Consider the following 26,234-nt stretch of genomic DNA (forward strand, 5'->3'; position numbering starts at 1 on the left):
GAAAAAACGTGAAATATTTGCTGATTTTTTTGTTAGTGCTGGTGATTTTCGTGATTTCAGTCACGTTAGGGGCGAATAACGATCAGGTTGTGACCTTTAACTATTTATTGGCTCAGGGCGAATATCGGGTATCTACGCTATTGGCAACGCTTTTTGCGGCGGGTTTAGTGCTGGGATGGGTTATTTGTGGGCTTTTTTATCTGCGAGTCCGCATTTTACTGGGTCGTGCAGAGCGGAAAATTAAACGTCTTGAATCGCAGCAAGAGCCGCCGATTGCATCCAGTGCGACTCCGCCCACCGCTGCTGTCAGCAAGGAATAATTTTCTATGTTAGAAATGCTGTTTCTGCTGTTGCCCGTCGCGGCCGCTTATGGCTGGTATATGGGGCGCAGAAGCGCTCAGCAGGATAAGCAGCAGGATGCTAACCGCTTGTCACGTGAATATGTGGCAGGGGTTAACTTCCTTCTCTCCAATCAGCAGGACAAAGCGGTTGATCTGTTTCTTGAGATGTTGAAAGAGGACAGTTCAACGGTTGAAGCACATCTGACACTCGGCAATCTTTTTCGTTCACGTGGCGAAGTCGACCGCGCTATCCGCATCCATCAGGCGCTGATGGAGAGCGCCTCCCTGACTTTCGAACAACGGCTGCTGGCTATTCAGCAGCTCGGTCGCGATTACATGGCGGCGGGTTTTTACGATCGTGCCGAAGATATGTTCAACCAATTGGTTGAGGAGCAAGATTTTCGGCTAGGGGCATTGCAGCAGTTACTCGTCATTCATCAGGCCACCAGTGATTGGAACAACGCCATTGAAGTGGCGGAAAAACTGGTCAAAATGGGCAAAGATAATCAGCGTTTGGAAATTGCCCATTTTTATTGCGAACTGGCCCTGCAAGCGATGGGCATTGATGATTTGGATAAGGCGATGGGGTTGCTGAAAAAAGCCGCCTCCGCTGACAAACAGTGCGCGCGGGTCTCCATCATGCAAGGCCGGGTACATATCGCCAGAGGCGAGTATGCCAAAGGGGTTGAAGCGTTAGAACGGGTGTTGGAACAAGATAAAGAGGTGGTCAGCGAGGCGTTGCCGATGCTGAGTGATTGCTACCAACACCTACAGCAACCCCAGGCCTGGGCTAATTTTCTTAAGCGCTGCGTAGAGGATAATACCGGTGCGACGGCTGAATTGATGCTGGCAGAAATTCTGGAGCAGCACGAAGGCCGCGATGTGGCGCAAACTTATATTAACCGCCAATTACAACGCCATCCGACCATGCGTGTTTTCTATCGTTTGATGGATTATCACTTGGCTGATGCAGAGGAGGGGCGAGCAAAAGAGAGCTTACTGCTGCTGCGGGATATGGTCGGCGAACAGATCCGGACTAAACCTCGTTACCGCTGCCATAAGTGTGGTTTTACTGCTCACTCACTTTACTGGCACTGCCCGTCATGCCGTGCCTGGGCTTCGATTAAGCCTATCCGTGGGCTAGATGGTCAATGATACCCGTCATCTTTCAAGTTGCAGGTGTGTTGGCCGCGCTCGTTTACCCGAATCACTGACTGATGTCAGCTCATCGGGATGCACTTGTTTGCCGCTTTCCTGCACCTCGAAATCTATTGGTCATATTGCAATATAAGGTGATGGAAACTTATTTTTTCTTTTGTGGTGCTTTCAGCAATTGGCGTAGTTTCTTCAACTCTTTTTGGCTTAGCGGCTGTTCTGAAATCTCTTCTACACCTTGGTTATCAATCTCGCTGTGATGCAATTTGGCCTCTTTACGGCCGCCTTTGGTGCTTTTAACATCAACCTCAAAACTTTGTTCTAATCTTTCGCAGACTTCGGTACTGAGAGAAAACTGTTTTTCTAAGGCGGCTGCTTTGATTTTCTCTTTTAATTCCAGAGGGATTTTAATGGTTAATGTCGATATTTCACTCATTATATAACCTTCAATTTAGGGAAAATACCAAGCTAAGCGAGGGACGAAGATCTGTCTAGGGGATAACACGACTGTCACAAAAAATTCACATTCGAGAATAGCAAAAGAGCGCCAAAGCGCTCTTTTACGGGTAGACACAGAGTTAACCTGATGAGGGGTAAGAATTAACGATAAATAACCGCTGTGCCGTGCAGTTTGTTATTGCCGGTCGCTGAAGTAATCAGGAACGATGTTGCACCAGCATCTTCCGCTTTTTTCGCCAAAGCACTCTCTAAATCAGTTAATGTACCGGCGCTGCTGGCTGAGACTACGCCAATTTCATTCAATCCAGTTGATGGTGTGTGCTGGATTTGCGTTGCCGCAATGCTGGCAAATGATGCGAAAGAGAGGGCCAATGCTGGAACGATGTATTTGATGCTTTTCATGTGAAACTCCATTTATTACATATTATTTGTATAGTTAAGGTTTGAGTTATTTGCTTGCCAGACAATCAATGCCTTGCGATGGAGTGAATGATATAGCATTGCTGTTGAATGAAAATCACAAAGATCTGATTATTTAAATCAAATTATTTGATCAACAATTTACGCTTCTTGAAACTATTTTACGCAACTCTGGCTATGATGCTGGCGCCCGCTTGACGTAAATTGACTCAGCCTGTCAAAGGCTGACACATCGGCGGCAACGCCGGGCTGCCCGATCGCTGTAATTTAAGTGACACACCCTGTAGAATGTCGGCGTTATCACTATTTTTTGACTGAAAAAGGCTTAAAAATGACGTCTGCAACTAAAACTAATAACAGTGGCCCGATCTCTTCCCCCATCGTTGTCGCACTGGATTATGCCAATAAAGACGCTGCGTTAGCCTTTGCTGATCGTGTAAACCCTCGTGATTGCCGATTAAAAGTGGGCAAAGAGATGTTTACCCTATTTGGCCCGCAGCTGATTGGTGATCTTCAACAGCGCGGTTTCGACGTTTTTCTCGATTTGAAATTCCACGATATCCCCAATACCACCGCTCACGCCGTAGCCGCTGCCGCAGAACTCGGCGTCTGGATGGTGAATGTCCATGCCAGTGGTGGCGCGCGCATGATGACGGCGGCGAAAGAAGCCCTATTGCCCTATGGGTCACAAGCCCCCTTACTGATTGCCGTTACCGTGTTAACCAGCATGGATGGCGAGGATTTGCGTGATATCGGCATCAATATCAGCCCGGCTGAACACGCCGAGCGCTTGGCGAAACTGACCTGGGATTGCGGCTTAGATGGCGTGGTCTGTTCTGCTCATGAAGCGGTGCGCTTGAAACAGGTTTGTGGCACTGATTTTAAGCTAGTTACCCCAGGGATCCGCCCGCAGGGCAGCGATGCCGGCGACCAGCGGCGCATTATGACACCTGAGCAGGCGGTGGTAGCTGGCGTCGATTATATGGTGATCGGGCGTCCGATTACCCAATCGGCTGACCCAGAGAAGACGCTACGTGACATTCTGGCATCACTGAGTCAGGGGGCATTATAATGAGTAGTGATAATAGCCGCCTGGTTTACTCCACTGACACTGGCCGCATCAGTGAGCCGGAAGTTAAGGCTGAACGACCTAAAGGTGATGGCACTGTGCGCATTTTGCGTCAAACCAGTGGCCGCAAAGGAAAAGGCGTGAGCCTGATTACAGGTATTGACGTCAGTGATGTCGAGTTAGAAAAACTCGCGGCGGAGTTGAAGAAAAAGTGTGGTTGCGGTGGCTCAGTTAAAGAGGGCGTTATTGAGATTCAGGGCGATAAGCGCGACCTGTTGAAGCAGCTGCTGGAAGCCAAAGGAATGAAAGTTAAGCTGGCGGGGGGCTGATATACAATATGAGGTTATTGATAACCCAATTTATTGCCTGGAGCCTGGCTGAGTGATTACCCCTAAGGGGGCTGCAATTATCCACTTTCTCATCAGCACAGTTTCAACTAGATAAAATGTTATCCAAAGTCATTGGCGTTGCAGGTAGGCAGCAAGTGAACGCCCCGATGAGCTTACATAAGTAAGTGATTCGGGTGAGTAAACGTAGCTAACACCCCTGCAACGTCAAGTACGCAGGATAAAGTTATTTGCCGACCTGATGACCAATAACCCCACCAATAGCGGCACCACCTAATGTTCCCAGCGTACTACCGGTCAGAACCGCGCCCCCGACAGCACCGGCACCGGCACCAATGGCGGTATTACGGTCACGTTTGGACATGTTAGAACAAGCAGACAGTGAAAAGGCGAGTGTTAGCGCTAATGCTGCAGTAGCCAATCGTTTAGTGTTCATCATAACTATTCTCCTGACGTTAGCTTTTGGTAGGGATAGATCAGGTGATAAATCTTCAATGTTATCTCCGCATCTATCGGTGCCAAATTGATGTTGCCTTACTAATTATAGGCATTATATCAATTTTAGCCGTCGTCTCAATTTGTGAGTGTTTAGAATAAAAATGGCCATATTGGCTTAAATTCGAGATTAATGCTGAAAAGTCGTTTTGTCATCGATAGAAACTAGTATAAATATCCGTGAATCATTTGATAGGTAAATAGTCTTAATTTGTCTGGGGAAACGCGGCAATTAGGCATTATCTGAGGTAAAAGGCACGATTAACTCATTGTCAGTGCTAAATAAAATATTACTTTTTGCCCGCGCGTCTCTCAGACGGCGCTTTCCAGCTGATCCTTACGCAGTTTATAGCCATTTATCCCATACCTGTTCTGACCTGTGGCGCTGAAAATGAGTGAAATTCAGTTATTCAGGATATGACGATGCTCAACGAACTGAAGCAGCAAGTCCTTGCCGCTAACCTGGCTCTCCCGCGCCATCATCTGGTGACATTCACTTGGGGTAATGTCAGTGCCGTTGACCGGCAAAGTGGTTTGTTGGTCATTAAGCCTTCCGGGGTGGAGTATGATGTGATGACGCTGGATGACATGGTGGTCGTGGAGCTGGAAACCGGTAAAGTGGTGGAGGGCAGTAAAAAGCCCTCGTCCGACACGGATACACATCGGGTGCTCTACCTTCATTTTCCGCAAGTGGGCGGCATTGTGCATACCCATTCACGCCATGCCACCATCTGGGCGCAAGCCGGGCTGGATCTCCCGGCGTGGGGCACCACGCACGCGGACTATTTCTATGGCACCATCCCCTGTACCCGCCAGATGACGGCCGAAGAGATTGCGGGCCGTTATGAGTGGGAGACCGGCAAGGTGATTGTCGAGACACTCCAGCAGCGGGGCATTCAGCCGCAAGATGTACCTGCGGTGTTAGTGAATTCCCATGGCCCCTTTGCCTGGGGAAGCAGTGCTGATAATGCGGTACACAATGCCGTGGTGCTGGAAGAGCTGGCCTATATGGGGATCTTCTCCCGCCAATTGAATCCACAATTAGGCGATATGCAGTCGCAGTTGCTGGATAAACACTATCTTCGCAAACATGGAAAAAATGCATATTACGGGCAGTAATGGCTGAGCTATCAAGCAACCCGTGCTCACTGTTGCACGGGTTATGCGCTGAGGATATCGACCTGAATGCCCTCAGCCATCAACGACTGTTGATAGCCTGCGGGCAGGCGGCTATCAGTGATCACCCGACTGATCGCCGCTAGCGGTGCCAGCGGGTTTTGATGTACCAGACCAAATTTTGAGGCATCGGCCAAAATAATATTTTCCGCGCCTTTCGCTAACACACTGTTGATGACCTCCGCCCGCAATATGTCACGGCCAGTGAAACCGCTATCTAGCTGATAGCCATCAATGCCGATAAACGCCTTACTAAAATGCACATGCTGTAGACAGAGTTGCGTCAATGGGCCAACCATGCTGTCACTCTTTTTCTGATAAATGCCGCCGAGCAGGATGACCTCACAGGCCGAGTCTTTCAATTGGCGCGCAATATAGCCGCTCACGGTCACCAGGGTTATCTCTGGTCGTTGAGCCAGATGATGCGCCAGCAGGGCATTGCTACTGCCACTTTCGATAAAGATTGTCTCGCCGTCGTTGACCAGTGAAGCGGCATAATTAGCCAGTTTTTGCTTCATCGCAAAATGGGTCATCATGCGCACATCGACATCGTCACTCTCCAGCGCCGCCGCTGAACCGTGGACTCGCTTGAGTAAACCCCGTTTTTCCAGCACGTTGAGATCTTGCCGGATGGTCACCTCAGAGACATGGGTGGTTTGCGCTAACTCATTGACGCTGATCCGTTGCCGCTCATTGACCAATTGTAAAATTGTCTGCTGTCTTGGGTTCATGGCACTCTTATGGCACTCCAGAGGAATAAAGAGAGTAAATAGTGACGCTGTCACTTATTTGTCAATTCAGTGTCGATAAATAATACCCTAGATAGCAAGGATAATACGCGCTATTGCTCAGGTAAAAGCGAAACTAACCACAAAGCCGCGAGTGGCTGATATTGGGTTAACTAAAAGGGTAATTTCTTTCGTTCGAAGTTTATATAACTTTCGAATGAAGGTTAATTGATGTGGATCACACTATTAATTGCTGATTGGTCTATGATTGCGGCTAATGATTTATCACTAATCTATTCGTTCAGTTGGGTTATTAGCTTGACCCGTCTGGCCGCTTAACTCATCCAAATCGGAGGTTTTTATGGAGCTTTATCTCGACACCGCAGATGTGGCCGCAGTAAAACGGCTGGCACGTATATTGCCCCTGCAAGGGGTGACCACTAATCCGAGCATTCTGGCGAAAGCAGGTAAATCTATCTGGGAAGTACTACCAGCACTGCGTGATGCGCTGGGCGGCACTGGCAAGCTTTTCGCGCAAGTGCTGGCCAGTGATTGCGAGTTGATGGTCTCTGAAGCGGTACTGTTGTCACAGCGCGTCCCTGGGTTGGTGATCAAAGTTCCAGCCACGGCGGAGGGGTTGGCGGCGATTAAGAAATTGAAAGCGATGTCGATCCCGACACTCGGCACCGCAGTTTATGGGGCGGGGCAAGGCTTGCTGTCAGCCCTGGCTGGGGCAGAGTATGTCGCGCCATACGTAAATCGGCTGGATGCACAGGGTGGTGATGGTATTGCGATGGTGCGTGAGTTGCAGCAGTTACTGACTTTACATGCGCCGGGGGCAAAAGTGCTGGCGGCCAGTTTCCGCACACCACGGCAGGTGCTTGACTGTCTGTTAGCGGGCTGTCAGTCGGTCACCATCCCGGTGGATGTGGCTGAGCTGTTTATCAGCACGCCAGCGGTAAAAGCGGCGGTAGAGCAGTTTGAGCATGATTGGCAGGGCGCATTTGGCTCAGCAATCCTTAGCTAGCAAAACAGGCCGGTTGTGTTGCTGTGGCCGCAGGCGTTAGCGCGGTGACCGCACGCGGCGAGCATAGAAAAACGCCCTGCAAATGGTTAACAGGGCGTTACGGTGTCACTTAGTTTTTCACCCTTAACAAGGGCATTTTCCCAATTTGCCTGCTTTGCTCGGAAAACGCGCATCCAGACAGTAGCGGTGGAACTCCCGCTCACTCATTGGTGTGGTTTCTGGGTGATGACGGCGCATATGATTCACATAATTACCGTAATCCTGTACCCCCACCATCAGGCGAAAACTCTGCGCGACACGTTGTGCAATCAAGCGCAGCCAACCCCGTAGATGGGTGGGGTGAGCGACCACTGGCACCAGCGGAATACAGCGCGTAATCCGGTGCGGCGCACTTGCTGATCGTGGGCGGAAAGGGAGACCTGCATTAGCCACGGAGAGCCTCCTCACGGAAGACAATTTCAGATTCATGGGTGGTTGGCTGGCTGGATTTCAGCGCCCGACGCACCACAAACACCGATGAGATCAACATGGTTATCGCGACCAGCATAAAGAAGGCGCATAACGCCGCGTTGATCTGATTATTGAACACGATAGTTTCCATATCCTTAATACTCTTGGCTGGGGCGATTAATACCCCTTGCTCAACCCCGGCAGAGAATTTCCGCGCCTGAGCCAGGAAACCAATACTCGGTTTCTCATGGAAAATCTTCTGGAAGCCGGCGGTCATTGAGGTGATAAACAGCCCAATGGTTGGCACTATGGTTACCCAAGCATAGCGCTGCTTCTTCATTTTAAACAGCACCACCGTCCCTAAAATCAGCGCCATTGATGCTAGCATCTGGTTACCAATGCCGAACAGTGGCCACAAGGTATTGATGCCGCCTAGTGGGTCGACCACCCCCTGGTAAACGAAGAAGCCCCAACAGGCCACGGCGACCGTGGTGCCGGATAAATTACCCAGCCATGAGCGGTTATTGGCGAGGCCTGGTACCACCACCCCCACCAGATCCTGCACCATAAAGCGGCAAGCGCGGGTACCGGCATCGACGGCGGTCAGAATAAACATCGCTTCAAACAGAATGGCGAAGTGATACCAGAAGGCCATCATGTTGCGGCTGTTAAAGACTTCACTGATGATATGGGCCATGCCAACCGCAAAGGTCGGCGCACCACCGGCCCGTGATAGAATCGACTTCTCGCCGACATCCTGGGCTATCATCGTCAAGGTCTCTGGGGTGACCACAAATCCCCAGCTATTGATGGCGAGCGCCGCGCTCTCGACGGTGGAACCAATCAATGCCACTGGCGAGTTCATGGCGAAGTAGACGCCGGGATCGATAACCGAGGCACAGATTAACGCCATAATGGCGACAAAGGACTCCATCAACATTGCACCATAGCCGATAAAGCGGATATGGCTTTCGCGCTCAATCAGTTTCGGTGTGGTGCCACTGGCCACCAAGGCATGGAAGCCCGAGATTGCGCCACAGGCAATGGTGATAAACAGGAACGGGAACAGGCTGCCGGAGAACACCGGGCCGCTACCATCAATAAAGCGCGACACCGCAGGCATCTTCATTTCCGGCATGGCGAAGACGATCCCCACCGCCAAACCGATAATGACCCCAATTTTCAGGAAGGTGGATAAGTAATCCCGTGGCGCCAGCAGCAGCCACACGGGCAGCACTGAGGCAATAAAACCGTAGATAATCAGCACCCAGGTCAGGGTGGTGCCGTGCAGGGTGAAGAGCGGCCCCCAGTAAGGGTCGGCGGCGATATTGCCACCATAAATGATGGCGGCCATCATCAGTACGAAACCGATTAATGACACCTCAGCAATTTTACCGGGGCGGATAAAGCGCATATAGACGCCCATAAACAGGGCGATCGGAATGGTTGCCGCGATGGTAAACAGGCCCCATGGGCTGTCTGCCAGCGCTTTAACCACCACTAATGCCAGCGCAGACAAGATGATAATCATCACGCCCAATGCCCCTAGCATGGTGATAACCCCCGCAAAGGCACCCAGCTCCTGTTTTGCCATCTCCCCCAGCGAGCGGCCGTCGCGGCGGGTGGAGATAAACAGGATCAAGAAATCCTGTACCGCACCGGCCATCATCACCCCAACCAAAATCCAGATGGTGCCGGGTAAAAAGCCCATCTGCGCGGCCAGAATTGGCCCCACTAATGGCCCCGCCCCGGCGATAGCGGCAAAGTGGTGGCCGAACAACACCCACTTATTGGTCGGGACATAATCTAAACCATCATTGCGGCGCTCCGCTGGGGTTAAGCGGCGATCATCCAGCTCAAAGACATTTTTGGCAATAAAGAGGCTATAAAAACGATAAGCGATGCTGTAGCAGGCTACCGACGCAATCACCAACCAGATGGCATTAACATGCTCACCTCGGCTAAGTGCCAGCATGGCAAAGGCAAATGCACCTATTAACGCCACGGTCAGCCAAATGACGACAGTCTTGACGTTCTTCATGGGTAACGACTCCTTCGTTTGGTAGGGGGATATCACGATCACTTAACTTAGGAGTTTTGATGTAAAAAAAAAGTAGCAGAAGTGAAATTTGTGAAGTGTAAAATGTTTTTACGTCATAATTGGTAGCACTTTTTTACATATACTGATGTTTATGTGAATCTTTCTGTTAGTCACTATAACGGTAGTTAATTGCATGGCTCAAAATTGAAAAAGCCGTGGGATGTTTGGCATCACCACGGCTTATTATCAAACTCACGCCACTATTTCAGGCCGTTAATCCGGTTAAACCACCGGGCGGGCCACCACATTGCGGGTCTCCATGCGAACTTCTGCAATACGAACCTCAATTTTGTCGCTCTGGCTGTAAACCGTCTCACCTTTAATCTGCACGGTGCCGCTCTCCTGACTGCACACCATCTCATCACGCACCGCATGAATAAATGGCGCGGGGATAAAGGCCACGGCGCCGTTATCCAGCAAGCGCACCCGTAGGCCACCACGGGTCACATCAATGATCTCCGCAGCGAAGCGAGTATCAGTGCCGGCCTGAGGTTGCAGATAGCGGGCATAGAGCCAATCGCCGACATCGCGTTCCGCCATCCGATTCAGCCGACGGCGCTCCGCCAATTGCACGGTTATCTCATCTTGTGGCTTCTCTGCTGGCTGGCCGGTAATGATAGCTTTCAGCAGGCGGTGATTGACCATATCGCCATATTTACGAATAGGTGAGGTCCAGGTGGCGTAAGCCTCCAGCCCTAAACCAAAGTGTGGGCCGGGAGTGGTGCTGATTTCGGCATAGGTCTGGAAGCGGCGGATACGGCTGTCGAGGAACTGGGTTGGCAGCGCATCAAGATGGCGGCGCAACTCACAAAAGCCCGGCAGGGTCAGCAGCGCCTGTGGGTCAGCTGCAACCCCATTGGCTTGCAACACCGTGGCGGCCTGCTCAACCAGCGCCGGATCAAAACCGGTATGCACGTTATAAATGCCAAAGCCAAGATTATCACGCAGCGCAATGGCGGCACAGACGTTGGCGGCAATCATGCACTCTTCAACAATGCGGTTAGCGATGCGGCGATGTTCAACGATGATATCCAGCACTTCGCCTTTCTCACCCAGCAGGAAGCGGTAATCTGGGCGGTCTTTGAACACCAGCGCGTGTGCCTGACGCCAATGGCTGCGCGCCTCACAGACCTGTTTAAGCAGGGTGATTTGCTGTGCTATCGCAGGGGTTTGCGGCTGCCAGTCACCCTGACCCTCCAGCCAGTCGGACACTTCGTCATAAACCAGCTTGGCTTTAGATTCGACCCAGGCGGTAGAGAAACGAATATCGTTACCCAAAGCACCATCAGCGGCGATAGTGACACGGCACACCACTACCGGACGGCGCTCATTTGGCCGCAATGAGCAGAGATTGTCGGACAAATCCCGTGGCAGCATCGGGATGTTAAAGCCCGGCAGATAGTTGGTAAATGCACGTTTACGGGCGATTAAATCCAACTCACTGTTTTCATCGACATAAGCGGTCGGATCGGCAATGGCGATGGTCAACAACAGGGAACCATCCCCTTTGTCCTCCACATAGAGCGCATCATCCATATCTTCGGTGCTGGCGCTGTCAATGGTGACAAAATTGAGCGCGGTGAGATCTTCACGTTGCAGATCAGCATCATGCAGGGCAGATTCCACCATCACTGGGGCTTCACGCTCCAAATTATGACGGGCCAATGTGACCCACCAAGGCACAAAGTGGTCTTCGCCATGGGTAATAAAGGCGGTCAGATCCGCCTGAAAAGTACGATCGCCTTTTAATGGATGGCGGCGCATTTCAGCCACTGCCCAATCACCGCTCTGGAAGTCATGGGGCAGTTCGGTGGCAGAACGGCACTGAATTGCATCACGCAGCAGTGGGTGGTCCGGGACGATAGAGAGGCGATCATCTTTTCGCTGTACGCGGCCGACAAAGCGGGATAAAAATGGCTCCACCAGGCTCTCTGGCTCAACAATTTCACGATCTTTATCAGTATGCAGGGTGGCAATAATCCGGTCACCATGCATCACTTTTTTCATCTGTGGTGGCGGAATAAAATAACTTTTCTGTCCGTCTACCTCAAGAAAGCCAAAGCCTTTCTCAGTACCTTTCACTACGCCTTCAACGCGCGGGGTCTGAGTGTGAAGTTGCTGTTTTAGCTGCGCCAGCAGCGGGTTATCTTGAAACATAGCGTCCAGTGAATGCGGTAGTGAGTGGGTTTAATCCGGCTGACAGTTTTACGCGAATCAGCCTCATCGGGCAAGCGAGATATCTTGTTGCAAGGAAATTCCCAGTTAAATTCATGGGCCTATCTGTGCCCATCATTGCTGGCCCTGCCAAACCAAAAGGGGATATGTATCAATGCTCCGGATAAACTTTCTCTTTATATTCACACAAATCCTCAATGAGGCAGGAACCGCAGCGGGGCTTACGGGCAATGCAGGTATAGCGCCCATGGAGAATCAGCCAGTGGTGGCAATCGAGCTTAAATTCAGCGGGCACCACTTTGAGCAATTTGGCTTCCACCTGATCAACATTGCTACCGGGGGCAAAACCGGTGCGGTTACAGACACGAAATATATGGGTATCTACCGCGATGGTTGGCCAACCAAAGGCCGTATTCAGCACCACATTGGCGGTTTTGCGGCCCACACCGGGCAGCGCTTCCAGGGCTGCACGATCCTCAGGCACCTCGCCGTGATGCTGTTCCAGCAAGATACGGCAGGTTTTAATCACATTTTCAGCTTTAGTATTAAACAGACCTATAGTTTTAATGTATGACTTTAGGCCATCAACCCCTAGATCCAGTATTGCTTGTGGGGTATTGGCCACCGGATAGAGTTTGGCGGTGGCCTTATTAACACTGACGTCAGTTGCCTGTGCTGAAAGCAGCACCGAAATGAGCAACTCAAAAGGGGTGGTATAGACCAACTCGGTCGTGGGATGCGGGTCATTGTCCCGCAGACGGGTCAAAATGGCGACACGTTTCTCTCTATTCATAGGGCTTTCTCTGCCGCGATATCCTGATCTTGTGGCGCTGTTGCCAGGGCACTGGCTTTGCGCGCTTTTATTTTCTCATCAATGACATACTTACCGGCTAGCAACAGCCCTAAGCCAATAAAGGCACCCGGTGGCAGCATCGCCAGCAGGAACGGGCTATCTAAATGCATCACTTCAATGCGCAGCACTTTTGCCCAGCTCCCCAGTAGCATATCGGCGCCATCAAATAGGGTGCCGTTACCCAAAATTTCACGTAGTGAACCCAGCACGAAGAGTGCGCAGGTTGCCCCTAGCCCCATCGCCAGGCCATCCAGCGCCGATAACCCCACCGGATTTTTGGCGGCATAAGCCTCCGCGCGACCAATCACGATGCAGTTGGTCACAATCAGCGGGATGAATATCCCTAGCGATTGATATAAGCCAAAAGCATAGGCGTTAATCAGCATTTGCACGGTACTGACCACCGAAGCGATGATCATCACATAGATAGGGATGCGGATCTCATTCGGCACCCAGCGGCGCAGCGCCGATACCGCGGTATTGGTGCACACCAGCACCAGGGTGGTGGCTAGCCCCAAACCGAGGGCATTGGTGGCGGTCGATGAGACCGCCAACAGTGGGCAGAGGCCCAGCAGCTGCACCAGTGCCGAGTTGTTTTTCCATAGCCCTTGGGCTAACAGATTTTTTGCTTCACTCATTGACTCTCTCCACAGACCGGCAAGTTATCAAGCTTGCTGGGCAGGGTTTCCAAATAGAGCGCGGTGTTTTTCACCGCCCGAACCACCGCTCTGGGGGTGATAGTGGCCCCGGTAAATTGATCGAAATCACCGCCATCTTTTTTCACCGCCCAGCGCTTATCTTGCTCACCATCGACCTGTTTGCCGCTGAAATGGCTAATCCAATCAGAGATACGAATATCAATTTTATCACCCAGGCCCGGTGTTTCGTGGTGTTCAACCACCCGGCTGCCCAGAACATTACCCTGAAAATCGGCACCCACCAATAGTTGGATAGCACCAGAGTAGCCATCTGGCGCGGTAGTCTCAATGGCGGCGGCCACCGGCTTACCTTCCTTGCGTGCCAGATAGAGGCGGTGAGGGGCCATATTACCCAGAGCAGGATCAGTGACAACGTAACATTCACCCTGCATATCATTGTCGTAGTTTTCAGCCGGCACCACCTGATCCAGCAGCGCTTTTTGTTGCAAAGCGGCTTGATGGGCGATGGTAGTCTCGGTCAAGGCATTAACCACCGCCGTCAATCCGGTGGCCCCAGCGGCAAACAGTGCCAGCGTGATACCGTGACGCTTCATTGTTTTTAGCATAATGGCCCCTATTTATTGGTACGGCTGCGTTTATCGGCGCGATGGTGGCCATAAACCCGTGGCTGGGTATAGTGGTCAATCAGCGGCACGGTAATATTGGCGAGTAGCACCGCAAAGGCGACACCGTCAGGATAGCCGCCATAAACCCGGATTAACCACACTAAAATACCAATTAATGCGCCGAAAATCAGACGTCCACGGGGGGTGGTAGAAGCACTGACCGGATCGGTGGCGATAAAGAATGCGCCTAGCATAGTCGCGCCGGAAAACAGATGCAGCATCGGTGAGGCGAAGCTTTGTGGGGCGACACTCCAGCTAATAGCAGCACAACCTGCCAGTGCCAGCAGGAAGCTCACGGGGATCTGCCAGTGAATGGCTCTGCGCCATAACAGTAACAAGCCACCGGCCAGAAAACCGAGATTAACCCACTGCCAGCCCACGCCAGCTAAGGTTCCGCCAAAGATGGGCTGTTGCAGTATTTGTGCGGCGGGTTGTGAGCGCAAGGCGGTTTTGAAGCTATCCAGTGGTGTGGCCTGACTGACGCCATCAAAACCAATCTGCAACTGATGAATATCGGCACCACTGTGGGTATACCCGGTGAAAATGGTCAGCAAGCTGTCATAAAATCCGACCGGTGTGCCCTGTAGCGGCAGCGGTGGCAGCCAACTGGTCATTTGCACTGGGAATGAGATCAGCAGAACCACATAGCCGACCATCGCCGGATTAAATGGGTTTTGCCCTAAGCCACCATAGAGCTGTTTGGCGATGACGATAGCAAATAGGGTGCCCAAGACAATCATCCACCAGGGAGCCAGTGGCGGCAGACTGATGCCTAACAGTAAGCCAGTCAGCAGGGCGGAGTTATCCTGTAGGCGAATCAGCACCGGTTGTTTACGTAACTGCAAAACGGCCCCTTCAGCCAATAGGGCGGTGATCATGGCTAACGCCACCTGTATCAGAGTGCCGTAACCAAAGAAGTAGGTCTGGGCGAGGATGCCCGGAATGCAGGCCAGAATCACCAGTAGCATGATGCTGCGGGTGCTACGCTGGTTATGGGTAAAAGGGGAACTGGCTATCTGCAACCCTCGGTTCTGGGTCGGTGTTACTGGCCTGAATTTCATGAAATGGCAACCATATGTCGAATGCTTAACCGGGCTCTTAAATGCAGGTGCTGTGCGAGCAAGCGACTCTTGCGGGCAGCGATACACTTAGCCGTCATCGGGGATAATTGTGTCGCGCATTCTACCCTATTCAAGCGGCGTGTAATACGCCTTAATTATAGGGTTATTACTCATCTAGCATGAGAATATTAACGCCCCAAATGTTCTCATTAATAGCGCTAATTTAAAGATTTAACTTGCAATTTATATCGTGATAGTTACACGGATATAGCAAAAAAACTGATGAGTAGATAAGTAGAGTAATTAACTGCTCGGATCAGAAAGGCAACTTGATGCCATTGTTTTAATAGGTTTTTTTATCACTCAATCAAGTGGTAACCAATTGTAACTTAACGATTTATTAACGTTCAAATTTAGATTTGAGAAAAGCATTGGCATAATGATAGATTAATGTACTATGCATTATAATTATATATTCAAAGAATAATGAAATGATAAACGAAGACATATTGTTTATAGAAGAGTTAATTGAGTGGATTGAAATCAATTTAGAAAAGAGGCCCACATTGGACGATGTGGCGAAGATTTCAGGATATTCAAAATGGCACTTGCAACGGAAATTTAAAAGTATTGTGGGGTTACAATTAGCCTCCTATATACGCGGGCGGGTACTGACCCGAGCTGCCGTGGCGTTGCGCATCTCGCGGCGGCCAATTATTGAGATCTCTGATGAGTTAGGTTTTGACTCACAGCAGACCTTCACCCGCACATTTAAGAAGCGTTTTGGTATCACACCCAATAGTTTTCGCCAAATGGCGCATTGGGATGTGCAGGGGATGATCCCCCGTTTTGGTTTCTATGAGAATTATATGCCAGAAATCAAGCGGATATCTTTACCAGAGCAACAGCTGGTGGGCTTTACACGGCGGCTGGATTTTGATGAGCGCAACCATTGCAGCGGTCAGCACTCATCTTGCATGGCGATGAAAGATGAAATCTTGCTCGACTTCTTTAAGGAAGTTAACTTCTCTTGCCAGCGGGTCTACTCCCTGTTCTCTGCCGATGAGTGTCAGCAAGGTCAAAATAGTGTGCACTATTCGACGGCGGTTGATAAAGAGAAACGCCATGAAATTCAGGGGCATCGCGAAATAGATCATATTTCAATTCCTGCGGGCGAATTTTTGTCGATATCCCATCAGGGCAGTGCCAAAGAGTGCGTGAAGTTCTCCATTTACCTGTTTAATGACGTTTTACCCAAATTGCGTGAAGAGTTTGGCCGTGGTGTAGAGATGGAAGTTATTGAGGTTGATAGTTGCCATGCTGAAGCGAAAATGCGCGATATTTCATGCAATTACAACTATCTTATGTCAGTGAGCTAAGACTCTGCCCCATGAGTCGGCAGAGTAGTAGCCACACTTTATCGGTTAATGCGCCTTAATCGGAGTTAACAGTTTGCGCCGCTTTTTTAGCCTTCACTCTGGCAATGGCGGCAGCTACTGCCGCCTTGCGCGGATCTTCTTCAGTTGCGGCAGCTTCGGGCTGTTCAACCACTGGCGGTTGTGCTGCTTGCGCGGCTTTCTTGGCCTTCACTCTGGCAATGGCGGCAGCCACTGCCGCCTTGCGCGGATCTTCTTCAGTTGCGGCAGCTTCGGGCTGCTCAACCACTGACAGTTGTGCTGCTTGCGCGGCTTTCTTGGCTTTCACTCTGGCAATGGCAGCAGCCACTGCCGCCTTGCGCGGATCTTCTTCAGTTGCGGCAGCTTCGGGCTGCTCAACCACTGATGGTGGCGCTGCTTGCGCGGCTTTCTTGGCTTTCACTCTGGCAATGGCAGCAGCCACTGCCGCCTGTCGTGGATCAACGCCCTCCGCTGGCGTGGCAGCCTCGACGGCTAGCTGTTTCTCCGCCTGACGCGCTCTGGCCTCGGCTTTACGGGCCTCACGGGCGGCGATCACCGCGCTGTTATCCGGCGTTTGCCCGGCGGTGACCTTGATAACTGAATCTGCGCTCTCCGGTTGTCGGGCGAGACGGTTAACGGCAGCCTCAACGGTCTGCTGGTCAGTAGCGGTCAATTTGACCGCCGCTTGCTGATGGCGCAACTCACGGGCCAACTTTTCCCGCGCCAGACGGGCTTGTTTGGCCTCGAAACGGGCTTTGGCTTCAGCCGCGCGCGCACTCTCAATATCGAGGGCGCGTATTTCAGCTTTTTCCTGGCGGTAATACTGCACTAGCGGAATATTGCTCGGGCAGACATAGGCGCAGGCACCACACTCAATACAATCAAATAAATTATGATTGCGCGCCTTCTCATGCTCTTCACCACGGCTGAACCAGTAGAGTTGCTGCGGCAATAAGCCGGCTGGGCAGGCGTCGACACATAAACCACAGCGAATGCAGGATTGCTCCGCTTCGGATAGCCCCATCTCCGCTTCTGCGGGGGCTAAAATGCAGTTACTGATCTTAACGATCGGCACCTCTAAACTGGGCAGGGTGAAGCCCATTAATGGCCCGCCCATAATCACCATTGGCTGGCTCTGTGGCTGAAACCCCGCCAACTTCAGCAAATGCAGCACTGGCGTGCCGATTCTGGCCCAGAAATTCCCTAGTTTTGATAGTGCATCGCCAGTTAATGTCACCACCCGCTCGATTAACGGCTGATCGTCAATAATGGCTCGTTTGATAGCCACCACGGTCCCGACGTTTTGCATTAACACGCCGATGGATGAGGAGTGCTTACCGCAGGGGACCTCTTGACCGGTCAGCAGCTTGGTGAGCTGCTTGGCCCCACCGGAGGGATACTTGGTGGGCACCACCCGCAACTGAATATCATCGTGGCCGAGCAGGGCCTGTTGCAGGGCCTCAATGGCTTGCGGCTTATTATCTTCAATGCCAATCAACACCTGCTGAGGTTGCAGCAAGTGCATTAAAATCTCGATGCCAGTGATCACTTCATCGGCATGATCTTGCATTAACCTATCATCGGCAGTGATATAAGGTTCACATTCGGCGGCGTTGATAATCAATGTGGTGACGCTATTCAAGCCACCCTGCAATTTGCTGGCAGTTGGGAAACCCGCGCCGCCTAAACCGGCAATCCCCGCCTGATGAATGCGATCCAGCAGGCTATTTTTGTCCCGCAACAGGTAGTCGGCCCACGGCTGCTGTTGACGCCAGCGGTCTTCACCATCGGGGGTAATATGTACGCACAACTCTGCCAGCCCGGATGGATGGGCGGTGGTATGGGGGGCAATGGCGGTGATGGTTCCGGAGGTCGATGCATGTATCGGCACCGTGCGGCCGCGACCAACAGTCAGCGGCTGGCCCTTTAACACCTGTTCACCGGCCTTAACACACAATTCACCTTCCGGCCCAAGATGTTGCTGCAACGGAATTATCATCTGATCAGGTAAAGAGGCAACCCGCATCGGCACGGTGCTGGATTGCAACTTCATCTCTGGGGGATGAATACCGCCGTCAAAATCCCAAATATTGTCGCGTTGGCGGGCAGTAAACAGCTTAAACATCTTGCTCCACACTTATCATTTTCACCGGAATCATTTGCGAGGCGACTAATTGAGGCGGAAGATTTTTCACCGGGATGGTGTTCAGGTCCCACTTCCAGTTGGCGGTGGTGGTAGCCACCGGGATCATCTCAATACAGTCGGTCGGGCAAGGGGCGACACAAAGGTCGCAGCCGGTACAGAGATCCGGCAACACGGTATGCATGGCACGGGTTGCGCCGACGATGGCATCGACTGGGCACGCCTGAATGCATTTGGTGCAACCAATACAGTTGGCCTCATCAATAAAAGCCACTTTACGCTGCGGATGGGCTGCCGCTTCGTCGCCATCCAGCGGTTGTGGCTCCACCGCCAGCAACTCCGCCAGCTTGAGCATCACTTGCTCGCCACCGGGGGCGCATTTATTGATTTTTTCGCCATTGCTGGAGACCGCTTCGGCATAGGGGCGACAACCTGGATAGCCGCATTGCCCACACTGGCTTTGTGGCAAGATGGCTTCCACTTGCTCAACCACCGGATCACTCTCAACCTGAAAACGGCGGGCAGCAAAACCCAGCACTGCGCCTGAAATCAGCGCCAATGTACTTAATGCTCCAATGGCAATCCATAACGACATCATTAGAACTTCACCAATCCGGTAAAGCCCATAAAGGCCAGTGACATTAGCCCCGCGGTAATCAGGGCGATGGAGGAGCCACGGAAGGGCGCAGGAACGTCGGCCACGGCCAGCCGTTCACGAATAGCGGCGAACAGCACCATCACCAGAGAGAAACCGGCCGCTGCACTGAAGCCATAAACCGCCGACTGCATGAAATTATGAGATTGATTCACGTTGAGCAAGGCAACACCTAACACCGCACAGTTGGTGGTGATCAGGGGCAAAAAGATACCCAGCAGGCGATAAAGTGCCGGACTGGTTTTGCGCACCACTAATTCAGTGAATTGCACCACGACTGCGATAACTAAAATGAATGAGAGGGTCCGCAAATAGACCAAACCTAGGGGCAGCAGGATAAAGCTGTTAACCATCCAGGCGCAAACCGAGGCCAGTGTCAGGACAAAAGTGGTGGCCAGCCCCATACCGATGGCGGTCTCCAGTTTTTTGGAGACACCCATAAACGGGCACAGGCCAAGAAACTTGACCAGAACAAAGTTGTTTACCAACACAGTACCGACGAACAGGAGCAGGTATTCAGTCATTGCGGAACCTAAAAAAATAAAAGCCGCCTATTATCCAAAATTGGCGGCCTGACGACAACAGATGAAGTGCAGGGTTATTGCGATTTTAGGAGGGAAATGTGCTTAATTCCCTTAATCCTCGGTAAAAGTATGCTTCACCCGTTGGGATCGCTTGATGTAAGGCACGAAAATTGCCGCCGCTAATAGAGGCCACCCTAAGGTACGTAACGCCATATCGTCACTGATGGGTGAGAAAGCGAAGGCTTTTAGCGCCAATAATACCGTGATGAGTAGCCAAAGAGTAAACCATTTTACCAGGCGCCGAGAGCGGCTGCAAAATAGCCAGATCACCCAGAGGGTATAAATCCACATAAAAACAGTGGTGATGACGGAGAAGTACCACTGCAAGGTAAATGCCTGCGAGTTGGTCACCAGATACTCTCTCGACGCTGGGGTAAAAATGGCCATGGCATACAGCGTCAGCATTAAAGTGGCACTGAGCAGCGTGACAATAAGATAGGCCAGCGGAGCCAATAACCAGCCCCCGATACGTTGATATTGCTGCGGTTGAGACATGGTGAACCTTTTATCTATTGATAAAAAGCGATAACCATACTGCGGCCATCACTCTTCTGAATGGGTCTAGCTTAACCCGCAAATGTGTCCTTCGTCATCTATATCGATATGGCAATACCCAGGTTGAGCGCCCAGACCGGGCATGGTCATAATGTTACCGGCATAGATGCGGACAAATCCGGCACCGGCTGACAGGGCGCAGGCGGTGATGGGCAGTACAAAATCATGCGGCACCCCCTTTAGGCTGGCATCGGCGCTAATCGACAGTGGTGTTTTAGCTATGCACAGGGGTAAATGAGCAAAACCGGCGGCGCTTATCTGCTCCAACTGTTGCCGCGCCTGCGGGGTCATGGTCACCTCCCGCGCGCCATAGCTTTGGGCCAAAATGTGCAGTTTTTGTTGCAACGAGGCGCTATCAGGGTAGGGCAAGCGAGGTTTTGCCGCCTGTGCGCAAGCATTGATCACCTGTTGGGACAGCGCCAGTGTTCCGGCTCCCCCCTCGGCAAAAGCATCACTTAGCTCACAGGCCAGTGCGCCAGCAGAGAGCGCATAGTCCGCTAACAGTGTCAGCTCGGTGGCGCTATCGTCAGGAAAACGGTTGATTGCCACCACCACCGGTAAGCCGTAGCTCTTGGCGTTATTAATGTGCCACTTAAGGTTGGCGCAGCCGGCATTCAGCAGCGGAATATTTTCGCGGAGGATCGCAGCAGGGAGCGGCTGACCCGGTTTGATATCAAAAGCCCCGCTATTGGCTTTCAGGCTGCGCACGGTTGCCACCAACACCACACAGGCCGGGGCGATACCTGATTGGCGATACTTGATATTAAAGAACTTCTCCATCCCCATATCTGAACCGAAACCCGCTTCTGTCACCACATAATCGGCAAGTTGCAGCCCTAAGCGGTCAGCCAGCACGGAAGAGTTGCCGTGCGCGATATTGGCAAAGGGGCCTGCGTGGATCAGCACCGGCGTCTGCTCGCTGGTTTGCATCAGTGTCGGGTGGATAGTCTCTTTCATCAGCGCGGTCATGGCACCGGCGACGCCCAGATTATCAGCGGTAATCGGCTGGCCGCTGATGGAGTGAGCCAAAATAGTGCGCCCAATCCGTTGGCGCAGTTCTTGCAGATTTTCTGATAATGCCAAAATAGCCATCAATTCAGATGCTGCGGTTATCTCCACATGATCAGCCCGCTCAACCCCATTGCTACCACCGCCGATAGCCACCCGAATCTGGCGCAGCGCACGATCGTTATGATCAACCACCCGTGGCCAGAGGATCTGCTGCGGATCAATATTGAGCAGTGGCATACCGGTTTGTGGGCTAAAGTCCTGGCCCAGGCGCTGCTCATGATACAACCGCGCATCCAGTGCGGCAGCGGCCAGATTATGCGCGGCGCTAATTGCATGGATATCGCCAGTCAGATGCAGGTTCAGCTTCTCCATCGGCACCACTTGCGCCGCGCCGCCGCCGGCCGCACCCCCTTTAACACCAAAAACAGGGCCAAGACTGGGTTGACGGATACAGGCGACACTGCGATAACCTAACCGATTGATTCCCTGAGTTAACCCAATTGTCGTGACGGTTTTACCCTCCCCCAAGGGCGTGGGGGTAATACTGGAGACCAAAATCAGCTTGCCCTGTGGGGCTTGCGGCCGTAATGCGCGAATATCAACTTTCGCCATATGATGACCATAAGGGATGAGGTCATCCGCCGACAGACCCAGTTGCTGGGCAATCTGTTGGATCGGTAGCAAGCGGGTGTCATGGCTCAAAGCAGGAGTAGGGAGATCAGCAATAGGGGATAGCTCATCGGCAGTCGCGGGTATTGTCGGTGTCATGGCGAGAAAAAGTCCTGTTATCAGTGATAAAACGGCGGCAGCCAACCACTATGGCTATAGATCAGATAGCTATAAATCAGCGCAAAATTATCACATAAAGAGCCTGGTCATTGGCGATATAAATCAATAAATGTGACGTGACTCAGCGCAAATAGTGCATTGGCTCTAAGGTATGATGCTTAATGGTGGAATATTAATATATAGATTTAATGCTATTATCTTGCGTATTTATTATGTGAATCGAATATCTCTTTTAATCTGCAAGCAAGATTTTTTTAATTAATAAAAATTACACACTCTTATCTAATGCTGATTATATATAGAACCCCCTCTATGATACCTGCGTTATATATTATTTGACGTGTCCGGTATCTATTTTTTCGGTGGCGACGTCTCTAAACATTTAGGTGGTAATGTAATTTATGGAAAACCATGTTCACTCCTCACTGGTCTGCGCCACACGGCTACTCCGTTTAGCGGGGTTGAATTCGCAAACTGTTGAGGATTTTGGCCAGAGTGCGGCAATAGATCGCTCGACAATGGCCACGGTCGCTCTATTGCAGCGCTATTTGTCGCAATTCTCAAGTGCCACCACGGCACGTTTCAAAGTCAAAAAACAGCAATTAAATAAAATTAAACCTGAACAGTTACCCCTGGCATTTCGTGATTTGCAAGGCAATTTTATTTTATTGGCGCGGTTTAATGAAAAACAAGTTTTGCTGCAACATGCCGACAGCAATAAGCCTGAAATCATTAGTTATCAGGAGCTTATTGATATGTGGGGCGGGGTGGTGATCTATTGTAGCCATTCACGCTTTAATATCCGCTGGTTTATTCCTGTGTTGCTCCAGCATCAAAAATCACTGATCCAAGTGCTGGTATTATCCATGTTATTACAGTTTTTGGCACTGATCTCGCCGCTGTTCTTTCAGGTCATCATGGATAAGGTGCTGGTGCATAATGCACTAACAACATTAGATGTATTAATCATTACGCTACTGGTAGTTGGGGTATATGAAGTTGTATTGAAATTCCTACGTGAATATATCTTCACCCACACCACCACCCGGGTTGATATTTTATTAGGCGGTAAGTTATTTAAGCACTTAATTAAGTTGCCATTAAGCTATTTTAAGCAGCGCCATGTTGGGAATATTGTCGCCAGAGTGCGCGAGTTAGATAATATTCGTGAGTTTATTACCGGTTCAGCCCTGACATTATGTGTGGATGTGGTTTTTACTCTTATATTATTTGTGGTTATGTGGTGCATCTCTCCTTTATTAACATCAATTATTCTGGGGGCGGTGCCGCTTTATTTGCTATTAGCCGCTTTGACCACCCGGCCACTGCAAAAGAGAGTGGAAGTGTTGTGCGGTTGCGCGGCGCAAAATGGCGCATTTTTAACCGAAACCGTCTCTGGTGTTGAGACGGTAAAGAGTCTGGCGCTAGAGCCGCAAATGCAGCAGCGCTGGGAGACGCAAACCCGTGACTATGCACAAGCCAATTTTCAGGTGCAAAACCTGCAAAATCTCAGCAGCCAGACGGCGCAGTTACTGCAAAAACTGGCCGGTGCGGTGGTGATCGTGGTTGGCGCGTACCAAGTGATGGCTGTGCAGCTCAGTATTGGGCAACTGATCGCCTTTAACATGTTGGCGGTACAGGCATTAATGCCGATGAGCAAGTTGGTCGATTTGTGGCAACAGAGCATTCGGGCGCAGGTCGGGCTGATGCTGATATCCGATATTTTAAGCTTACCGATGGAGCAGGCGGCCGGGGCCGCCTCCGCTGACCGCCATATTCGCGGTGACATCTCTTTGCAAAATGTGCATTTCCGCTATCGCCCCGATTTAGACCCGGTACTGCGTAACTTCTCACTCACGCTGCGGGCCGGGGAGCATATTGGCCTGGTGGGGCCATCCGGTTCGGGCAAAAGTACCGTGGCCCGACTCCTGCAACGGCTCTATGTCGCGGAGCAAGGGGTTATCAGTTTGGATGGCTACCCGATAGGCAACTTCTCCCCCGAATACTTGCGGCGGCAAGTGGGGGTGGTGATGCAGGAGAGCTATCTGTTCAATCGCACGGTGCGTGAAAATATTGCTCACTCACGGCCCACCGCCTCATTGAGTGAGGTGGTGGAGGCGGCATCGCTGGCGGGAGCACACCGCTTTATTTTGGCGCTGCCATTGGGCTACGACACGGTGCTGTCGGAGGGGGGCGCATCCCTTTCTGGCGGGCAGCGTCAGCGGATTGCCATTGCCCGCACCCTGCTTGCCAACCCGCGCATTCTGATTTTCGATGAAGCCACCAGCGCACTGGATGATGAGTCGCAAGCTGAAGTGCAGAAAAATATGGCGCGCATTATTGCCAATCGAACCGTTATCACTATTGCGCATCGCCTCTCGACGGTGCGGCATTGCCATCGTATTGGCGTCATCACCCAAGGTAGGGTGGCTGAGTTGGCTAACCATGAGCAACTGCTGGCACGTAATGGCCTCTATGCCCGACTTTGGCAGCAACAGGCTGATTTTAGCCACGAGGAATCAAAATGAAGTTGATGCAATTTTTGGCTAAATCGCCACTGTTTAATGCAATAAAACGCCGCTGGCAGCACTACTTTCCGGCGGATCGCCCCCGCGATGAGTATGATTTTCTGCCGGCATATTTGGATATCGTTGAGCGGCCGGTGGCCCCACTCGCCCGGCGCACCGCATGGTTTCTGGTGCTGACACTGCTGCTGGTGCTTCTCTGGTCGATTGTCGGCAAACTTGATATTCACGCCTCCGCCAATGGCAAAGTGATTGTTTCTGAACACTCGAAAGTGATCCAGCCATTGGAGCCTGGCGTGGTGGCGGCCATTAATGTTCGCGATGGCGACCGAGTTGAGGCGGGTCAGGTGTTGCTTGAGCTAAACCCAATCGGTATTGATGCGGAGCTGGGCAATATCAATAAGCAATTAATCCATCGTTTGCTCGAGGCCGCGCGCATGGTTGCACTGCTGAGCAGTGATCCGCAGGCACATTTTGTCTCACCCCCTGATACCCCTGAGGATTTGCTGCTGATGACTCAGGCGCTGTTGCGCAAAGAGCATGATGAGGTCAATGCCGAGCTTGCACGTATGGCGAGCGAACAGGCGGTGAATCAAGCCCATATAGCGGCCGGCATTGCCAATATCGCCAACCAAAAAGTATTGATGAAAAATATCCATCAGCGGTTACAGGCACTGCGAACCTTAGCTAAATCCAAATCCATTGCGGAGGTCGAGCTATTAGTCCAGGAGCGTGAATGGCTAAATGCCAGCGCAGAGGCCAGCCGTTTTCAGAGCGAACAGGCCATTTTAGAGGCGAAAACCCGTAACCTGACCCAAACCCGCCTGCACTATTTGGCTGAAAAAAAGCGTAGCTACCAGGAGCGCTTAAATAAGGCCCATGAGGTGATCAACCAGCTAGAGCAGGAGCAGATTAAGTTAATGGAAAAACAGCGCCAACAGCGCTTACGTGCACCGGTGGCGGGGGTTATCCAGCAGTTGGCGGTTCACACCCTGGGCGGCGTGGTGACGGCGGCTCAACCACTCATGGTGTTAGTACCGGAAAACCATCCGCTCGAGCTGGACGTTATGGTTCTCAACAAAGATGTCGGTTTTGTGTTACCGGGGCAGGCGGTGGAGGTGAAGGTTGACAGTTTCCCCTACACCCGATTCGGCACCCTCTCGGGCGAAGTCAAACATCTCTCTCATGATGCCATGGAGGACCAACAACTGGGGCTGGTGTTCCCGGCGCGCATCCGGCTGGATAGCGATACCTTAATGGTGGCGGGGAAAGCGGTGCGCCTCTCGGCCGGGATGGCGGTCAGCGTAGAGATTAAAACTGGCCAGCGGCGGGTTATCGACTACCTACTCAGCCCGCTGCAAGAGTACCAATCAGAAGCGATGAGGGAGCGTTGA

At 51.6% G+C, this 26,234-nt stretch carries 25 protein-coding genes; 9 read left to right on the top strand and 16 right to left on the bottom strand.

Annotated features, from left to right (window positions below; genetic code table 11):
- Nucleotides 1-8: 8 nt before the first annotated feature.
- Nucleotides 9-320: a LapA family protein gene (locus HRK25_RS15635; RefSeq protein ID WP_005279083.1), complete on the top strand. Its 312-nt coding sequence runs from the start codon at nucleotides 9-11 to the stop codon at nucleotides 318-320.
- A 6-nt stretch (nucleotides 321-326) separates the two neighbouring features.
- Nucleotides 327-1,496 carry a lipopolysaccharide assembly protein LapB gene (lapB, locus tag HRK25_RS15640; RefSeq protein WP_005279082.1) on the top strand — a complete coding sequence of 390 codons (1,170 nt, stop codon included), beginning with the start codon at nucleotides 327-329 and terminating at the stop codon, nucleotides 1,494-1,496.
- 148 nt (nucleotides 1,497-1,644) lie between these two features.
- On the opposite strand, the gene HRK25_RS15645 is transcribed toward lapB, so the two are convergent.
- Both HRK25_RS15645 and bhsA read right to left on the bottom strand, forming a co-directional pair.
- Nucleotides 1,645-1,932, bottom strand: a complete 288-nt coding sequence (locus HRK25_RS15645) for a hypothetical protein (RefSeq protein ID WP_005279081.1) — start codon at nucleotides 1,930-1,932, stop codon at nucleotides 1,645-1,647.
- 164 nt (nucleotides 1,933-2,096) lie between these two features.
- On the bottom strand, nucleotides 2,097-2,357 hold the full coding sequence (gene bhsA, locus HRK25_RS15650) for a multiple stress resistance protein BhsA (RefSeq protein ID WP_005279080.1): 261 nt from the start codon (nucleotides 2,355-2,357) through the stop codon (nucleotides 2,097-2,099).
- 349 nt (nucleotides 2,358-2,706) lie between these two features.
- Here bhsA and pyrF point away from each other — a divergent pair, with 349 nt between their 5' ends.
- Nucleotides 2,707-3,447 carry an orotidine-5'-phosphate decarboxylase gene (pyrF, locus tag HRK25_RS15655; RefSeq protein WP_032898941.1) on the top strand — a complete coding sequence of 247 codons (741 nt, stop codon included), beginning with the start codon at nucleotides 2,707-2,709 and terminating at the stop codon, nucleotides 3,445-3,447.
- The gene (gene yciH, locus HRK25_RS15660) at nucleotides 3,447-3,773 is read left to right on the top strand and encodes a stress response translation initiation inhibitor YciH (RefSeq protein WP_032898939.1); all 327 of its coding nucleotides are present in this window, start codon (nucleotides 3,447-3,449) and stop codon (nucleotides 3,771-3,773) included. Before pyrF ends, yciH begins: the two co-directional genes overlap by 1 nt.
- 244 nt (nucleotides 3,774-4,017) lie before the next feature.
- Here yciH and osmB read toward each other — a convergent pair whose 3' ends face one another.
- Nucleotides 4,018-4,230, bottom strand: coding sequence for an osmotically-inducible lipoprotein OsmB (osmB, locus tag HRK25_RS15665; protein WP_032898937.1), 213 nt, complete (start codon nucleotides 4,228-4,230; stop codon nucleotides 4,018-4,020).
- Nucleotides 4,231-4,709: 479 nt separating this feature from the next.
- Here osmB and araD point away from each other — a divergent pair, with 479 nt between their 5' ends.
- The gene (gene araD / locus HRK25_RS15670; protein ID WP_005279074.1) at nucleotides 4,710-5,405 is read left to right on the top strand and encodes an L-ribulose-5-phosphate 4-epimerase; all 696 of its coding nucleotides are present in this window, start codon (nucleotides 4,710-4,712) and stop codon (nucleotides 5,403-5,405) included.
- Nucleotides 5,406-5,446: 41 nt separating this feature from the next.
- Here the strand turns inward: araD and HRK25_RS15675 are convergent, their stop codons facing one another.
- Entirely contained in the window at nucleotides 5,447-6,193 is a 747-nt protein-coding gene (locus HRK25_RS15675) for a DeoR/GlpR family DNA-binding transcription regulator (protein ID WP_032898935.1), read from the bottom strand.
- A 358-nt stretch (nucleotides 6,194-6,551) separates the two neighbouring features.
- Between HRK25_RS15675 and fsa the strand changes: the two genes are divergently transcribed.
- A complete protein-coding gene (fsa, locus tag HRK25_RS15680) occupies nucleotides 6,552-7,217 on the top strand; it encodes a fructose-6-phosphate aldolase (protein ID WP_005279070.1) in 666 nt (221 codons plus the stop codon).
- Between the two features lie 123 nt (nucleotides 7,218-7,340).
- On the opposite strand, the gene HRK25_RS15685 is transcribed toward fsa, so the two are convergent.
- From HRK25_RS15685 to rsxD, 7 genes are all read right to left on the bottom strand, one after another.
- Complete coding sequence (locus HRK25_RS15685) at nucleotides 7,341-7,649, bottom strand: YbdD/YjiX family protein (protein ID WP_032898933.1); 309 nt, start codon at nucleotides 7,647-7,649, stop codon at nucleotides 7,341-7,343.
- Nucleotides 7,642-9,708 carry a carbon starvation CstA family protein gene (locus HRK25_RS15690; protein WP_005279066.1) on the bottom strand — a complete coding sequence of 689 codons (2,067 nt, stop codon included), beginning with the start codon at nucleotides 9,706-9,708 and terminating at the stop codon, nucleotides 7,642-7,644. The genes HRK25_RS15685 and HRK25_RS15690 overlap by 8 nt, the downstream gene beginning before the upstream one ends.
- Before the next feature lie 282 nt (nucleotides 9,709-9,990).
- Complete coding sequence (locus HRK25_RS15695; protein WP_005279064.1) at nucleotides 9,991-11,925, bottom strand: exoribonuclease II; 1,935 nt, start codon at nucleotides 11,923-11,925, stop codon at nucleotides 9,991-9,993.
- A gap of 169 nt (nucleotides 11,926-12,094) precedes the next feature.
- Complete coding sequence (gene nth, locus HRK25_RS15700; RefSeq protein WP_032898931.1) at nucleotides 12,095-12,736, bottom strand: endonuclease III; 642 nt, start codon at nucleotides 12,734-12,736, stop codon at nucleotides 12,095-12,097.
- Nucleotides 12,733-13,434 (bottom strand): electron transport complex subunit E, encoded by a 702-nt coding sequence (locus HRK25_RS15705; RefSeq protein ID WP_032898929.1) that lies wholly within the window; start codon nucleotides 13,432-13,434, stop codon nucleotides 12,733-12,735. The genes nth and HRK25_RS15705 overlap by 4 nt, the downstream gene beginning before the upstream one ends.
- On the bottom strand, nucleotides 13,431-14,060 hold the full coding sequence (rsxG, locus tag HRK25_RS15710; protein ID WP_005279057.1) for an electron transport complex subunit RsxG: 630 nt from the start codon (nucleotides 14,058-14,060) through the stop codon (nucleotides 13,431-13,433). Before rsxG ends, HRK25_RS15705 begins: the two co-directional genes overlap by 4 nt.
- An 8-nt stretch (nucleotides 14,061-14,068) precedes the next feature.
- Nucleotides 14,069-15,181, bottom strand: a complete 1,113-nt coding sequence (gene rsxD, locus HRK25_RS15715) for an electron transport complex subunit RsxD (RefSeq protein WP_005279055.1) — start codon at nucleotides 15,179-15,181, stop codon at nucleotides 14,069-14,071.
- Nucleotides 15,182-15,672: 491 nt separating this feature from the next.
- Here rsxD and HRK25_RS15720 point away from each other — a divergent pair, with 491 nt between their 5' ends.
- Nucleotides 15,673-16,560, top strand: a complete 888-nt coding sequence (locus tag HRK25_RS15720) for a helix-turn-helix domain-containing protein (RefSeq protein ID WP_032898927.1) — start codon at nucleotides 15,673-15,675, stop codon at nucleotides 16,558-16,560.
- 55 nt (nucleotides 16,561-16,615) lie between these two features.
- Here HRK25_RS15720 and rsxC read toward each other — a convergent pair whose 3' ends face one another.
- The 5 genes from rsxC to HRK25_RS15745 all read right to left on the bottom strand — a co-directional run bounded on the left by rsxC (nucleotide 16,616) and on the right by HRK25_RS15745 (nucleotide 22,294).
- Nucleotides 16,616-18,703 carry an electron transport complex subunit RsxC gene (gene rsxC, locus HRK25_RS15725; protein ID WP_173361775.1) on the bottom strand — a complete coding sequence of 696 codons (2,088 nt, stop codon included), beginning with the start codon at nucleotides 18,701-18,703 and terminating at the stop codon, nucleotides 16,616-16,618.
- Nucleotides 18,696-19,319 (bottom strand): electron transport complex subunit RsxB, encoded by a 624-nt coding sequence (gene rsxB / locus HRK25_RS15730; RefSeq protein ID WP_005277674.1) that lies wholly within the window; start codon nucleotides 19,317-19,319, stop codon nucleotides 18,696-18,698. Before rsxB ends, rsxC begins: the two co-directional genes overlap by 8 nt.
- Entirely contained in the window at nucleotides 19,319-19,900 is a 582-nt protein-coding gene (gene rsxA / locus HRK25_RS15735; RefSeq protein ID WP_032817551.1) for an electron transport complex subunit RsxA, read from the bottom strand. Before rsxA ends, rsxB begins: the two co-directional genes overlap by 1 nt.
- Before the next feature lie 111 nt (nucleotides 19,901-20,011).
- Complete coding sequence (locus HRK25_RS15740; protein ID WP_005277672.1) at nucleotides 20,012-20,455, bottom strand: DUF2569 domain-containing protein; 444 nt, start codon at nucleotides 20,453-20,455, stop codon at nucleotides 20,012-20,014.
- Nucleotides 20,456-20,521: 66 nt separating this feature from the next.
- Nucleotides 20,522-22,294 carry a formate--tetrahydrofolate ligase gene (locus tag HRK25_RS15745; RefSeq protein WP_005277669.1) on the bottom strand — a complete coding sequence of 591 codons (1,773 nt, stop codon included), beginning with the start codon at nucleotides 22,292-22,294 and terminating at the stop codon, nucleotides 20,522-20,524.
- Between the two features lie 422 nt (nucleotides 22,295-22,716).
- Between HRK25_RS15745 and HRK25_RS15750 the strand changes: the two genes are divergently transcribed.
- Complete coding sequence (locus HRK25_RS15750; RefSeq protein WP_005277665.1) at nucleotides 22,717-24,843, top strand: peptidase domain-containing ABC transporter; 2,127 nt, start codon at nucleotides 22,717-22,719, stop codon at nucleotides 24,841-24,843.
- Nucleotides 24,840-26,234, top strand: coding sequence for an HlyD family type I secretion periplasmic adaptor subunit (locus tag HRK25_RS15755; protein ID WP_032898600.1), 1,395 nt, complete (start codon nucleotides 24,840-24,842; stop codon nucleotides 26,232-26,234). Before HRK25_RS15750 ends, HRK25_RS15755 begins: the two co-directional genes overlap by 4 nt.

Source organism: Yersinia bercovieri ATCC 43970 (genome assembly GCF_013282745.1).
Lineage (GTDB): Bacteria > Pseudomonadota > Gammaproteobacteria > Enterobacterales > Enterobacteriaceae > Yersinia > Yersinia bercovieri.

Excerpts from the sequence above, each read along its gene's own strand:
- lapB (WP_005279082.1), top strand. The coding sequence starts at position 327 with ATGTTAGAAATGCTGTTTCTGCTGTTGCCCGTCGCGGCCGCTTATGGC.
- HRK25_RS15645 (WP_005279081.1), bottom strand. The coding sequence starts at position 1,932 with ATGAGTGAAATATCGACATTAACCATTAAAATCCCTCTGGAATTAAAA.
- bhsA (WP_005279080.1), bottom strand. The coding sequence starts at position 2,357 with ATGAAAAGCATCAAATACATCGTTCCAGCATTGGCCCTCTCTTTCGCA.
- pyrF (WP_032898941.1), top strand. The coding sequence starts at position 2,707 with ATGACGTCTGCAACTAAAACTAATAACAGTGGCCCGATCTCTTCCCCC.
- yciH (WP_032898939.1), top strand. The coding sequence starts at position 3,447 with ATGAGTAGTGATAATAGCCGCCTGGTTTACTCCACTGACACTGGCCGC.
- osmB (WP_032898937.1), bottom strand. The coding sequence starts at position 4,230 with ATGATGAACACTAAACGATTGGCTACTGCAGCATTAGCGCTAACACTC.
- araD (WP_005279074.1), top strand. The coding sequence starts at position 4,710 with ATGCTCAACGAACTGAAGCAGCAAGTCCTTGCCGCTAACCTGGCTCTC.
- HRK25_RS15675 (WP_032898935.1), bottom strand. The coding sequence starts at position 6,193 with ATGAACCCAAGACAGCAGACAATTTTACAATTGGTCAATGAGCGGCAA.
- fsa (WP_005279070.1), top strand. The coding sequence starts at position 6,552 with ATGGAGCTTTATCTCGACACCGCAGATGTGGCCGCAGTAAAACGGCTG.
- HRK25_RS15690 (WP_005279066.1), bottom strand. The coding sequence starts at position 9,708 with ATGAAGAACGTCAAGACTGTCGTCATTTGGCTGACCGTGGCGTTAATA.
- HRK25_RS15695 (WP_005279064.1), bottom strand. The coding sequence starts at position 11,925 with ATGTTTCAAGATAACCCGCTGCTGGCGCAGCTAAAACAGCAACTTCAC.
- nth (WP_032898931.1), bottom strand. The coding sequence starts at position 12,736 with ATGAATAGAGAGAAACGTGTCGCCATTTTGACCCGTCTGCGGGACAAT.
- HRK25_RS15705 (WP_032898929.1), bottom strand. The coding sequence starts at position 13,434 with ATGAGTGAAGCAAAAAATCTGTTAGCCCAAGGGCTATGGAAAAACAAC.
- rsxG (WP_005279057.1), bottom strand. The coding sequence starts at position 14,060 with ATGCTAAAAACAATGAAGCGTCACGGTATCACGCTGGCACTGTTTGCC.
- rsxD (WP_005279055.1), bottom strand. The coding sequence starts at position 15,181 with ATGAAATTCAGGCCAGTAACACCGACCCAGAACCGAGGGTTGCAGATA.
- HRK25_RS15720 (WP_032898927.1), top strand. The coding sequence starts at position 15,673 with ATGATAAACGAAGACATATTGTTTATAGAAGAGTTAATTGAGTGGATT.
- rsxC (WP_173361775.1), bottom strand. The coding sequence starts at position 18,703 with ATGTTTAAGCTGTTTACTGCCCGCCAACGCGACAATATTTGGGATTTT.
- rsxB (WP_005277674.1), bottom strand. The coding sequence starts at position 19,319 with ATGATGTCGTTATGGATTGCCATTGGAGCATTAAGTACATTGGCGCTG.
- rsxA (WP_032817551.1), bottom strand. The coding sequence starts at position 19,900 with ATGACTGAATACCTGCTCCTGTTCGTCGGTACTGTGTTGGTAAACAAC.
- HRK25_RS15740 (WP_005277672.1), bottom strand. The coding sequence starts at position 20,455 with ATGTCTCAACCGCAGCAATATCAACGTATCGGGGGCTGGTTATTGGCT.
- HRK25_RS15745 (WP_005277669.1), bottom strand. The coding sequence starts at position 22,294 with ATGACACCGACAATACCCGCGACTGCCGATGAGCTATCCCCTATTGCT.
- HRK25_RS15750 (WP_005277665.1), top strand. The coding sequence starts at position 22,717 with ATGGAAAACCATGTTCACTCCTCACTGGTCTGCGCCACACGGCTACTC.
- HRK25_RS15755 (WP_032898600.1), top strand. The coding sequence starts at position 24,840 with ATGAAGTTGATGCAATTTTTGGCTAAATCGCCACTGTTTAATGCAATA.